The following is a 12332-nucleotide window of genomic DNA, read 5'->3' as shown; positions in this document are numbered from 1 at the left end:
TGAGCGCATACATGAGCACGCGCAGCAAGCTAAGCAAAGGCACAGCGTGACGCTCACAGCGGCGGCGGCGGCAACGGCGCGCGCGGCGCAACCGACGGCACCTGCTGACCCGGCGCTGGATGCATCGTGCGCACCAGCGACAGACGGCGCGTAAGCTGGTCGATCGCGTCGTTCTCCATGTCCGCGAACAGGATGTCGGCTTCAGCAGCCTTGGCCTGCGAGTACTGGTCGCTATAGGTCATTGCGCGGTTCAGCGCGATCACGCTTGGCGGAATCAGCACCGTGCCGTCCTTGGCGACCAGCGAGTAGGTCATGGACAGCGCCATTGCATATTCTTCGACGACCCCAAGCGAGTTCAGCGTGAGCGTATTGACGCTGCGGCCTTCGCTGATCTGCAGCGTCGCGTCGGCATTCGCGACGGAACTGACCACCACTGTGTCGCTGCCGCCCTGCACGAGGCGAGTCAGCCGTGCGTCGGCCGCGGCCGATCCGCCGGAGATAAAGAGTCGTTTGAATGCGTAGTCCTGCTGGCCGCGCAGCTGGAAGCCGCAGGCGGACAACATCAGTACGCTGCACGCCAGCGTCAATAACGATCTGCGAGTCACATTGGCTCCTGGTTCGCAGTAGATTCCGCAGCAAGCGACAAGCGCCGCCGCGCGCAGCGCCGCTTGTCTGCTGTCATGTTCTGGTGGGCTGTCAAAACTGTCAAACGACCACGTTCACGAGACGGCCCGGCACCACGACGATCTTCTTCGGTGCCCTGCCTTCGCTGAACTTCTCGACCGCCTCATGAGCGGCAGCGAGCTTTTCAATCGCGTCACGGGAGGCATCTTTCGCCACCGTGAGCGCGCCGCGTACCTTGCCGTTCACTTGCAGCACGAGTTCGATCTCGGCTTGCTCCAGCGCCTGCTCGTCGACCTTCGGCCATGCCGCGTCAAGCAGCGAGCCGAATTCGTCGGCGTAACCGAGTTCCTGCCACAACTGGAACGTCTGATGCGGCACGACCGGATACAGCACGCGCAGCATCACGCTGTAAGTCTCGCGCAGCACGGCCGGTTGTGCGCCCTTCGCGCTGTCGAGCGCGTTGAGCATCTTCATCGCCGCCGACACCACCGTGTTGTACTGCAAGCGCTGGTAGTCGAAGTCGGCCTGCTTCAGCACGCTGTAGATCTCGCGGCGCAGCACCTTGTCGACTTCGCCGAGTTGCGCGGCGTCGAACTTGCCGCCTGCGCGCAGCGCCGCTTCGTTCGCGTGACCGAAGCTCCAGACGCGGCGCAGGAAGCGGCTCGCGCCTTCCACGCCCGAACCCGACCATTCGAGCTGCTGCTCAGGGGGGGCCGCGAACATGACGAACAAACGCGCGGTGTCCGCGCCGTGTTGATCGATCAGCAATTGCGGATCGACGCCGTTGTTCTTCGACTTCGACATCTTCTCGACGCCGCCGAGTACCACCGGCTGGCCGTCCGCGTTCAACACGGCACCGGCCGGGCGGCCTTTGTCGTCGAACGAGACGGTGACATCGGCCGGGTTGTACCAGGTCTTCTTACCCGCTTCGCTTTCACGGTAATAGGTTTCGTTGAGCACCATGCCCTGCGTGAGCAGGTTCTTGGCCGGCTCGCCGAACTTGATCAGGTCCATATCGCGCATCACCTTCGCCCAGAAGCGCGAGTACAACAGGTGCAGAATCGCGTGCTCGATGCCACCGATGTACTGATCCATCGGCGCCCAGTAATCGGTGCGCTCGTCGACCATGGTCTTCGCGTCCGGCGCCGCGTAGCGGTAGAAGTACCACGACGAATCGACGAAGGTGTCCATCGTGTCGGTTTCGCGTTTGGCCGCGCCGCCGCAAGTCGGGCAGGCGCAGTTCACGAACGCTTCAGACTTCGCAAGCGGGTTGCCCGTGCCGTCCGGCACGAGGTCTTCCGGCAGCACGACCGGCAGATCTTTTTCCGGCACCGGCACGTCGCCGCACGTCGGGCAATGGATGATCGGAATCGGCGTGCCCCAGTAGCGCTGGCGCGACACGCCCCAGTCACGCAGACGCCACGTGATCTGCTTGTCGCCGAGGCCGAGCTCTTTCAGGTCAGCGGCGATCTGGTCAACCGCGTCCGTGTAATTGAGGCCGTCGTACTTGCCGCTATTGATCAGCGTGCCGGTCTTGTCGCCGTACCATTCCTGCCAGGCATTGGTCGAGTATTCCTTGCCTTCAATGGCGACCACCTGCTTGATCGGCAGGCCGTATTTCTTCACGAACGCGAAATCGCGCTCGTCGTGCGCGGGCACGCCCATCACGGCACCTTCGCCGTAGCTCATCAGCACGTAGTTGCCGATCCACACTTCGACCTGTTCCTGCGTCAGCGGATGCGTGACGGTGAAGCCCGTGGCCATGCCCTTCTTTTCCATCGTCGCGACGTCGGCTTCAGCGACACCACCGCGCTTGCATTCTTCAATGAAAGCCTGCAGTTCCGGCTTGTCTTTGGCGAGACGCGTGGCGAGCGGATGCTCGGCGGCGACCGCGCAGAAAGTCACGCCCATGATCGTGTCGGCACGCGTGGTGAACACACGCAACAGCTTCTGTTCGCCGTCGATTTCATACGGGAAACCGAAGTTCACGCCGAAGCTTTTGCCGATCCAGTTCTGCTGCATGATCTTGACGCGCTCGGGCCAGCCGAGGCCTTCGAGGTCGTTCAGCAGTTCATCCGCATACTGCGTGATGCGCATGTAGTACATCGGGATTTCACGCTTTTCGATCAGCGCGCCCGAACGCCAGCCGCGGCCGTCGATCACCTGCTCGTTGGCGAGCACGGTCTGATCGACCGGATCCCAGTTGACGGTACCGGTTTTCTTGTACGCGATGCCCTTTTCGAGCATCTTCAGGAACAGCCACTGGTTCCATTTGTAGTAATCGGGACTGCAGGTCGCGACTTCGCGCGACCAGTCGATCGCGAGGCCCATCGACTGCATCTGCTTCTTCATGTAAGCGATGTTGTCGTAGGTCCACTTCGCGGGCGGCACGTTGTTGGCCATTGCCGCGTTTTCCGCCGGCATGCCGAACGCGTCCCAACCCATCGGCATCAGCACGTTGTAGCCGTTCATCCGCAGATAGCGGTACATCACGTCGTTGATCGTGTAGTTACGCACGTGCCCCATGTGCAGCTTGCCCGACGGGTACGGCAGCATCGACACGCAATAGAACTTGGGTTTGTCGGTGGTTTCCGACGTCTTGTACGCGTCGATGGCGCGCCATTGCCCTTGCGCTGCGGCTTCGACGTCGGAGGGAACGTATTTTTCGTGCATGGTGTGATGGAATCGCTGGGTTCGGTGCTTTCGCACCGGCCGCTTTGGTGCTCTGCTGGATGAAATGGCGTCGTTTCCCCTTCTGCGGGGGAAAGGGCTGATTATACCGTTCGCTGACGGGTGCGCCGCGCGGCGTGCTGCGCGGGGGGCGACGGGTTGCGCCCGAGCAGGCGCGGTATCGCCGGCGACGCTATGGCTTCGCGCCCGGCGGCGGGTCGGTGACGAAGCCGATCCGCTCGAGCCCGGCCTGCTGCGCCGCGCCCATCACCTGCGCGATCACCTCGTAGCGCGTGGAGCGCTCGGCGCGCAACTGGATCTCAGGCTGGTCGGCCTGTTTGCTCGCCTCCGCGAATTGCGCGCGCATTTGCTGCAGCGTGATGACGTTGCCGTTCCAGTACAGCTTACCGGCGGCATCGATTGAAAGAGAAATGGTTTGCGGCGTTTGCCGCGCGGGCGCTGCCGCGACTTTGGGCAGATCGAGCCGGATCGCGTGCGTGAATAAAGGCGCGGTAATGATAAAAATTACCAGCAACACGAGCATCACGTCGATCAACGGCGTCATGTTGATCTCGGCCATCGGCGCGGCCGTCTGCTTTTTCTCGAGTCCGCCGAATGCCATGTCGCCTCCTTCTCTCTTCTAGCCGCAGCGCTGCGCTTAGTAGGTCCGTGCCTGGGCTTGCTGAGGCTGGGGCCGTGGCTGATCCGCCGGCGCGCACACATAGGCGTGCAGATCGTGCGCGAAGCCGTCGAGTTCTTCCGTCAACTGCCGCACCAGGCGTCCGAGCACGTTATAGGCGAGCACCGCCGGAATCGCGACCACGAGGCCAAAGGCCGTCATGATTAGCGCCTCGCCGACTGGACCCGCCACGTTTTCGATTTGCGCCTGACCGCTCGCCGCGATACTGCCGAGCGCGTGATAGATGCCCCAAACGGTGCCTAACAGGCCGACGAACGGCGCAGTGCTGCCGACAGAGGCCAGCAGCACCTGGCCGAACTCGAGCCGCCGCTGCGACGCGTTGAGCGCGTGACGCAGCGCTCTCAGCACCCGTTCGCCGCGCTCGACACGCGCGAGCAGCGCGCCGGGGATGTCCACTTCGGCTGCATGCAGCGCGGCCTCGGCGAGCGGCGTGAAGACGCGCTCGCGGTCCACGCGCTTCAATGCCGCGACGCCGTCCGATAACGTCGACGCCTGCCAGAATTGCGCAATCGCCGGCGTGGCCTGGCGTTTGGCGCGCGTGAGGATCCAGCTTTTGACGATCAGAAAGCACCAGCTCGCAATCGACATAGCCAGTAACACGTACGCGACGCCATGCGTGATCGCGTCGCTGGTTTCCAGGTAATGGATGATGCCGCTGCTGCCTGCCATCTGACCTCGCCATTGGAAAGTGATTACAGGGGGCTACAAAGAAGCAAAGCGGGGCCGCAACCGGCCCCGTGACACGCTCAACGCAGGCCGAGCACGTCCTGCATATCGAAGAAGCCGTTCTTGTGGCCTTCGAGGAAACGGACAGCACGAAGCGCGCCTTGCGCATACGACAGGCGGCTCGCCGATTTGTGCGTGATTTCGATGCGCTCGCCGATGCCCGCGAACAGCACCGTATGGTCGCCAACGATGTCGCCGCCGCGAATCGCCGAAAAGCCGATCGTGGACGGATCGCGTTCGCCGGTCACGCCTTCGCGGCTGTAGACGGCGCAGTCGTCGAGATTACGGCCGAGCGCGCTGGCGATCACTTCGCCCATGGTCAGCGCGGTGCCGGAGGGCGCGTCGATCTTGTGACGGTGATGCGCCTCGATGATCTCGATGTCGTAGCCGGTCGCGAAATGCTTCGCGGCGTATTCGAGCAGCTTCAGCGTGACATTGACGCCCACGCTCATGTTGGACGAAAACATGATGGCGATCTTGTCCGCCGCGGCCCGCAGCTGCGCTTTCTGCTCGTTGTCGAAGCCGGTCGTGCCGATCACCATTTTGACGTCGTGGCGCTGCGCGGCTTCCAGATGCATCAGCGTGCCTTCGGGGCGCGTGAAGTCGATCAGGTAGTCGGATTCGGCGAACACGCGTTCGATGTCATCCGTCAGCAGCACGCCCGTCTGTTTGCCAAGAAACGCGCCGGCGTCCTGGCCCAGTTGCGGGGAGTCCGCACGGTCGAGCGCGCCGGACAGCGTGGCGCCGGAGTCGTTGAGAACGGTTTCGATGAGCATCCGGCCCATACGGCCCGATGCGCCAGCAATGGCAATTTTCATGGCTACGAGGGTTCGAAAAGGCAAAACCCGGCAAATGCGGGCAAAAACGGCGGCGGGCAGCACACCCGGGCGCCGCGCATACAGAAACAGCAACAACCTGCACAGGTATAGCAGAAAGGCTGACGGGCGCTGCACACGGCGCGTTGCCCGTGTGCAGCGCCCGTCTTAAGACAGGGACAGCGCGATTAGTCGCCCGTTCCCGAAGCCGGCGAAGCGGTCAGCGGTGCGTTCAACGTCGGGCCGCCGCTGCTTTGCGGGCCAGTCGGGCCCACCGGATTGTCCTGCGTGCCCGGAACTTGCGGCGGAGGAGGACGATGGAACTGGAACTGCGGTTGCCCAGCGGAGGTTGGACCCTGCGACGGAATACCGCCGCCATTCGCGGTCGGCGCCGAAGAACGTACCGACGACTGCGCCCTCCCCGACGGTGATTGCACCGCGTTGGTCAGCCGGTTGGCGGCCTGCGCGGCTTCGGCGTTGGCGTCCGTTGACGGCACGGCCGCTGCAGCGGCGCCATCGACAGACGGCGAGCGCGTGGTGTCCACGGCAGCCGGCGCGGCGGCCACCGGCGCGCTGGCGCCAGTTGCAGCGCTTGCCACGTTCGGCACGGCGGCTTTCTTCTTGCCGAGCTTGTCACCGTCGATTTCCGCCAGCAACTCCAAGTTGGACGGCAGATCTTCGCCACCCGACCAGCTGGCGACACGGTCGCCCGCAAACATGACCACGAAGTCGCGCTGCTGCACGACGTTAGTCGAGCCGCGCTTGAAATAGAACACGTAGTCCCAGCGGTCCGCATGGAACATGTCGGTCAGCAAAGGCGTGCCGAGCAACTGCTTCACCTGCGCACGCGACATGCCGGCCTGCATCTGCGCCGCCGCTTCTTTCGAGACGAAATTCCCTTGCACCACCGTAATACGGTACGGCGTAATACTTTGGGCAACGCGCTGCGTCAGGCTGTCGTAAGTGGAACACCCGGCAAGAACCGCGACAGTCGCAACAGCGATCAAGGTACCCCGCATGCGGCTCCCCCGGTAGATCAATTGAGATTTTGAAATCATTTCACTCACCGTGCGGGCCCGTTGACGAGCCGCGCGAGTTTCATTCCATCGAAGATGACCAGAACGGCAAAAACACATTACTATGAGAGCCCAGCATTGTACTCTAGGGATCCCTTGTCATGACCAATCCAACCGATCTCAAGAATATCGGGCTCAAGGCGACCCTTCCGCGCCTCAAAATCCTTGAGATTTTCCAGCATAGCCCAGTGCGTCACCTGACTGCAGAAGACGTCTACCGCAACCTGTTGCACGAAGAACTCGATATCGGCCTGGCAACCGTGTATCGCGTGCTGACGCAGTTCGAGCAGGCCGGTCTGCTCTCGCGCAGCAATTTCGAATCGGGCAAAGCGGTGTTCGAGTTGAACGAAGGGTCGCATCACGACCACCTCGTTTGCCTCGACTGCGGGCTCGTCGAAGAGTTTTTCGACTCCGAAATCGAGAGCCGTCAGCAATCCATCGCGAAAGACCGCGGCTTCAAGCTTCAGGAACATGCGTTAGCGCTGTACGGCGCGTGTACCAAGGAGAATTGCCCGCATCGCAAGCACTAAGGTTGAATCAGTGCGATGCCGGCCGCGTCGGGGTGCGCGGCTCAGTGAGCAACGAAAAACCCGGCCGATGAAAATCGGCCGGGTTTTTTTATGGATGCGGCGCTGCGGCCGCTCCAGGACGCCGGCGCCTCGTCGCATGTGCGGCGCTGCCGCCACATGGCGACGCAGGCCTACTCCGCCAACTCGACGCTCGCCTCAAACAGCAACCGCCAGGGCCCGGCCAACGACAACTCGTCGCAGTTGGGCTGCTCGCCGCCACGATCCACCACCACAAAATCGCTCACCCGATCGAGCGCGAGCAGCGGATGGTGCCAAACACCTTTCGCGTAGTTCACGCCCTGCCAGCCGTCGCTCCAGAACGCCCGCATGTGTGCCGGATCGAATTCGCCCGCCGGCGCCACGACCACCAGATAGCGGCACGCCGTTAAGGGAATGAAAGCCTGGCTGCCCAACGGATGCCGCTCCATCATCGTGATTTCGATCGGCAGCGCGCGCGGTTGCGCCCGAAACAGATTGATCAGCGGCCGGCCGCCGGTTTCCGTCACGTCGACGTTTGCGAGGTCGTGATAGCGCTCGGTCGTGCCGCCATTGATCGGAAAATGACGCGCGCCGTCCAGTTCGATGACGTCGCCGAACGACGCGAAGGCCGCACGCGTCAAACGTTCCAAGTGCAAGGTTTTCATCGACGCGGCTCCGTTTATGCGATCTCGCCCCACAAGCGCAGGCGCGACACACCGCCATCCGGGAAGATATTGAAACGCACGTGTGTCACTGGCCCGAGGGACGCGATGTCGTCCGCGAACGTGTGCACGTGGTCCATCTGTAGTTTCTGTTCGCCGAGCAGCACCGGCCAGAACATCGCCTGCGTGACGAGGGAATCGTCCGTGCCGCCTGTCACCGCGGCAGCCTGCAGCGAACAGCGGTCGGGGTAATTGCCCTTGAAATGCGCCGTATCCACTTCGATCTTGCGAATCACGCCCGGCCGCGCGAGCGCGACGATCGCCCAGTCGTTGCCCGGCTCGCGACGGCGTCGCGTTTCCCAGCCGTCGCCCATATTGACGCCGCGGCCCGGCATCAGCATCTGCGAGGCCGGCCCGAAATGCTGGTTGTTCGCGGCGACGAGGTACGCGCCGTTTTCGATCGCGGCGAGATCCAGCAGCGTGCCGCGCTCGACGCGCTCCCAGTCGCGCTTCGGCTGGCCGTACACGCGTAGACGCGCGAGACCGCCGTCCGGATACAGATTCACGCGCAGATGGGTGAAGGCGCGGGCGTCGGTCACTTCGACGTAATGATGGTGGTTGCCCTGCAGCGTGGTGGCCGGAACCAGCGTTTGCCAGTCGGCGTTGTCCGGCGGAACGTCGCCGTCCACGTAGCACGCGTCGATTGAAGCAGCCGGCGGGAAGTTGCCGGTGAAGTGGCTCGTGTCCAGATCAACGCCATGAACGACGCCTGGCCGCGCGAGCCGGATCACGCAGTAGTCGTGGCCGGTGGTCCGCTTGCGGCGCGTTTCCCAGCCGTCCATCCATTTGCCGTGGTCGTCGTACTTGCCCGGGATGAACACGGCCGGCTGCGGTTCGAGCATGCGTTCTTTCGGCGCGAAGAACTCGTCGCTCGCGTGGAGTGCCTGCGCGCCCAGACGCGGGTCGGCGAGGTTCATGTAGCGACGGGTGAAAGCGGGGGCATTGGGGTCGAGGATCGGATTAGCCATAGTCTCAGTCAGACGACGAAAAGTGAGGAAGAGCCGGCGGAGTCAACGCGTCCGCCGGGGCAGAACGCGCGCTGCGTGGGCGCGCTGATGAATGGTGATGGGTCTGACCACAGGGCAACGTGGTCGCGCCTGGTCAGACGGCTGGTGCGTGTTCGCCGGCGGCGGGTTCGGCGCCAGCGTCTTCGCCGGCGGGCACATAGCGCATCGCCTCGTCACGGTTCAGCACGCGATGGGCGCGCGCCCGGTCGATATCGTTTTCCCACACGGCGACCACCACCGTTGCGACGCAATTGCCGATCAGGTTGGTCAGCGCGCGGGCAATGCCGACGAACCAGTCGACCGGGAGAATCAGCACGAGGCCGAGCACGGGGATCGCCGGAATCGCGGACAGCGTCGCCGCCAGAATCACGATCGCCGAGCCGGGAATGCCGTGCGCGCCCTTCGACGTCACCAGCGATACCAGCACCACCACGATCAGATCGTGGATCGACAGCGGCGTATTGGTGGCCTGCGCGATGAAGATCACCGCAAGCGTCAGATAGATGGAGAAGCCATCGAGATTGAAGGAGTAGCCGGTCGGAATCACGAGACCGACGGTCGAATCCTTGACGCCCATCCATTCGAGTTTGCGCATGATCTGCGGCAGCACGGCATCGGACGAAGCCGTGCCAAGCACGATCGACAGTTCTTCGCGCAGATAGCGGATCAACTTGAAGATGCTGAAGCCGGCCAGCCGCATCACCACGCCCAGCACGACCGCCACGAACACGAAGCAGCTCGCATAGAACACCAGCACGAGCATGCCGAGTTGCTTGAGCGACTCGACGCCATAGGTGCCGGTCGTGAATGCGATCGCACCGAGCACGCCGAGCGGCGCGAGCTTGATGATGAAACCCATGACACGGAAAAACACCTGCGAAAGCTCGTCGATCAGGCTGCTCACGCGCTGCGCCTTATTGCCCAGCAGCGATAGCGCCGAGCCGAACAGCACCGAAAACACGAGGATCTGCAAAATGTCGCCGGTTGCGAATGCGCTGATCGCCGTGTCGGGGATGATTTTCAGCAGAAAACCAGCCGTGTCCTTGAGGCTCTTCGCGTTCTCGGTGTAGGTCGACAACGAAGCGGGATCGAGCGAATGCAGGTTGATGTTCATGCCGACGCCAGGCCGCGTTGCGTAGGCCAGCACCGCGCCGATCACGAGCGCAATCGTCGTCATGGCCTCGAAGTAGATCACCGCCTTCAATCCGACGCGGCCGACTTTGCGCAGATCACCGGCATGCGCCATGCCGCTCACCACCACGCAGAAGACGATCGGGCCGATCACCATCTTGATCAGCTTGAGAAAACCGTCGCCGAGCGGGCGCAACGATTGCGCGAAATGCGGAAACGCGGCGCCGATCACGATGCCCGCGACCAGCGCTATGACGACCCGGCCAAACAGCGAATTGAAAAATTTCAACACGGCTTCCTCCTGGTTACGATTCGCATCTGTTCAGACTGGTCCGACCAGTACTGTTATGGCAAATAGTAGGAAGCCGATATACTGACGTCAAGGATTCAAAACACAGTGTTTACCCGTCTTTTTCTTCGCGTTTCGGGGCCGGATTGTGCATGCGTAACGACGCCCGTACGAGCGTTCAGAACGCGTACTACAATGCTGGTCAGACCGCGCACCCGAGTGAGCCACGATGAGAAACGTTCCGCATACCGTCACTGATGCCGCCATCGCGACCATCCGCGAACGGATCGAAGCGGGCGTCTATCCGGTGGGTAGTTTGTTGCCGGCGCAGCGTCAGCTCTCCGAAGAACTGGCGATCAGCCGCGCATCGCTGCGCGAGGCGCTCTCAACGCTTGAAGCGCTCGGTCTGCTGATCATCCGCCCCGGTAAGGGCGTGTATGTGGAAAGTGCGCAAGCCACGGCCGCGCAATCGTGGCGCTTCGCGGAGCAGTCGTCGCTGCCGGACACGTACCAGATGCGCTTCGCGCTGGAAGGTTTTATCGCGCGCATGGCGGCACTGGCTGTCAGCGATTCCGACCTCGCCTGGTTCGAAGACAACATCACCGCCATGCAGACGGCGCTCGCCTGCGACGAACTCGACGAAGCCGCCCGCCTCGACTACGACTTCCACATGCGCATTGTGAGCATCGCGGGCAACGCGGCGATCGAGTCGATCCTGAGCAGTAGCGCGGACATCATGAAGGAAAGCCAGCGAATGCCGTTCTACCGGCGCGAGCTGGTGCTGTCTACCTACACCGAACACCGGGCAATTCTCGACGCGCTTAAGGCGCGTGATTCCGCCGCCGCCGGCAAAGCAATCGAAACCCATATCTCGAACGCCGCGCAGCGCGCCGGCGTCTACTTTCCGATACCGCAGGCGTAAAAAAACCGCTCCGAAGAGCGGTTTTTCCTGGCCGTTGCCCTGCCACCGGCCAAGGCCGGCAGCAGCGGCACACTGAGCTAAAACACCAGCTTACTTCGCGTTGGCCAGCGCCACAGCCGTGTCCAGCATGCGGTTCGAGAAGCCCCATTCGTTGTCGTACCAGCTCGACACCTTCACCAGACGGCCCGACACCTTGGTCAGCGTGGAGTCGAACGTCGACGAAGCCGGGTTGTGGTTGAAGTCGATCGACACCAGCGGCGCCGTGTTGTAGCCGAGGATGCCCTTGAGCGAGCCTTCCGATGCTTCCTTCATGATCGCGTTGACTTCCTCAACCGTCGTATCGCGCGCTGCGATGAACGACAGGTCGACGATCGACACATTGATCGTCGGGACGCGAATCGCGTAACCGTCGAGCTTGCCGTTCAGTTCCGGCATCACGAGACCGACCGCCGACGCGGCGCCGGTCTTGGCAGGGATCTGGCTGTGCGTGGCCGAACGCGCGCGGCGCAGATCTTCGTGATACACGTCCGTCAGAACCTGGTCGTTCGTGTACGCGTGGATCGTGGTCATCAGACCATTCACGAGACCGATCTTGTCGTTCAGCGGCTTGACGAGCGGCGCCAGGCAGTTGGTCGTGCACGATGCGTTCGAAATCACCGTGTCCGATGCCTTCAGCACATGGTGGTTCACGCCATAGACGATCGTTGCGTCGACGTCTTTACCGCCCGGCGCCGAGATGATCACCTTCTTTGCGCCGCCCTTGATGTGCGCGCTCGCTTTTTCCTTGGTCGTGAAAAAGCCCGTGCATTCCAGCACGATGTCGACGTTCAGCTCGCCCCACGGCAGTTCGGCCGGGTTACGGTTCGCCAGCACGCGGATCTTGTCGCCGTTGACAACCAGGTAGTCGCCGTCCACCGACACTTCGCCCGGGAACTTGCCGTGCGCGGTGTCGTATTGCGTCAGGTGAGCGTTGGTCTTGGCATCGCCAAGATCGTTGATGGCGACGATTTCGATATCGTGCTTCTTGCCGTTTTCATAGAAGGCGCGCAGCGTGTTGCGGCCGATCCGGCCGTAGCCGTTGATTGCGACGCGAATCGTCATG

Annotated in this window: 12 protein-coding genes; 2 read left to right on the top strand and 10 right to left on the bottom strand. The window is 62.6% G+C overall.

Going from position 1 to position 12332, the window contains the following annotated elements; translation table 11 throughout:
• Positions 1-53: 53 nt before the first annotated feature.
• The 6 genes from ACUN0E_RS22855 to ACUN0E_RS22830 form a co-directional block, all read right to left on the bottom strand.
• A complete protein-coding gene (locus ACUN0E_RS22855) occupies positions 54-605 on the bottom strand; it encodes an LPS-assembly lipoprotein LptE (protein ID WP_408218641.1) in 552 nt (183 codons plus the stop codon).
• 100 nt (positions 606-705) lie between these two features.
• A complete protein-coding gene (gene leuS, locus ACUN0E_RS22850) occupies positions 706-3297 on the bottom strand; it encodes a leucine--tRNA ligase (protein ID WP_445568025.1) in 2592 nt (863 codons plus the stop codon).
• A gap of 190 nt (positions 3298-3487) precedes the next feature.
• Entirely contained in the window at positions 3488-3916 is a 429-nt protein-coding gene (locus ACUN0E_RS22845) for an ExbD/TolR family protein (RefSeq protein WP_445568024.1), read from the bottom strand.
• 36 nt (positions 3917-3952) lie between these two features.
• On the bottom strand, positions 3953-4663 hold the full coding sequence (locus tag ACUN0E_RS22840; protein ID WP_408510481.1) for a MotA/TolQ/ExbB proton channel family protein: 711 nt from the start codon (positions 4661-4663) through the stop codon (positions 3953-3955).
• A 77-nt stretch (positions 4664-4740) separates the two neighbouring features.
• Positions 4741-5538 carry a 4-hydroxy-tetrahydrodipicolinate reductase gene (gene dapB, locus ACUN0E_RS22835; RefSeq protein ID WP_445568023.1) on the bottom strand — a complete coding sequence of 266 codons (798 nt, stop codon included), beginning with the start codon at positions 5536-5538 and terminating at the stop codon, positions 4741-4743.
• A 185-nt stretch (positions 5539-5723) separates the two neighbouring features.
• A complete protein-coding gene (locus tag ACUN0E_RS22830; RefSeq protein ID WP_445570505.1) occupies positions 5724-6554 on the bottom strand; it encodes an outer membrane protein assembly factor BamE in 831 nt (276 codons plus the stop codon).
• Positions 6555-6712: 158 nt separating this feature from the next.
• On the opposite strand from ACUN0E_RS22830, the gene fur reads away from it, so the two are divergent.
• Complete coding sequence (gene fur / locus ACUN0E_RS22825) at positions 6713-7141, top strand: ferric iron uptake transcriptional regulator (RefSeq protein ID WP_325043456.1); 429 nt, start codon at positions 6713-6715, stop codon at positions 7139-7141.
• A 170-nt stretch (positions 7142-7311) separates the two neighbouring features.
• Here fur and ACUN0E_RS22820 read toward each other — a convergent pair whose 3' ends face one another.
• The 3 genes from ACUN0E_RS22820 to ACUN0E_RS22810 all read right to left on the bottom strand — a co-directional run bounded on the left by ACUN0E_RS22820 (position 7312) and on the right by ACUN0E_RS22810 (position 10311).
• A complete protein-coding gene (locus tag ACUN0E_RS22820) occupies positions 7312-7824 on the bottom strand; it encodes an ureidoglycolate lyase (RefSeq protein ID WP_445568022.1) in 513 nt (170 codons plus the stop codon).
• Between the two features lie 14 nt (positions 7825-7838).
• Positions 7839-8849 (bottom strand): allantoicase, encoded by a 1011-nt coding sequence (gene alc / locus ACUN0E_RS22815; RefSeq protein ID WP_408520648.1) that lies wholly within the window; start codon positions 8847-8849, stop codon positions 7839-7841.
• A gap of 133 nt (positions 8850-8982) precedes the next feature.
• Positions 8983-10311, bottom strand: a complete 1329-nt coding sequence (locus ACUN0E_RS22810; RefSeq protein ID WP_445568021.1) for a C4-dicarboxylate transporter DctA — start codon at positions 10309-10311, stop codon at positions 8983-8985.
• 226 nt (positions 10312-10537) lie between these two features.
• Between ACUN0E_RS22810 and ACUN0E_RS22805 the strand changes: the two genes are divergently transcribed.
• Entirely contained in the window at positions 10538-11230 is a 693-nt protein-coding gene (locus ACUN0E_RS22805; RefSeq protein ID WP_408231358.1) for a FadR/GntR family transcriptional regulator, read from the top strand.
• A 90-nt stretch (positions 11231-11320) separates the two neighbouring features.
• On the opposite strand, the gene gap is transcribed toward ACUN0E_RS22805, so the two are convergent.
• Positions 11321-12331 carry a type I glyceraldehyde-3-phosphate dehydrogenase gene (gene gap, locus ACUN0E_RS22800; RefSeq protein ID WP_074282197.1) on the bottom strand — a complete coding sequence of 337 codons (1011 nt, stop codon included), beginning with the start codon at positions 12329-12331 and terminating at the stop codon, positions 11321-11323.
• Between the last annotated feature and the right edge of the window lies 1 nt (position 12332).

This window comes from Paraburkholderia sp. D1E (genome assembly GCF_052682275.1).
This window is presented reverse-complemented; position numbering and strand designations above follow the sequence as displayed.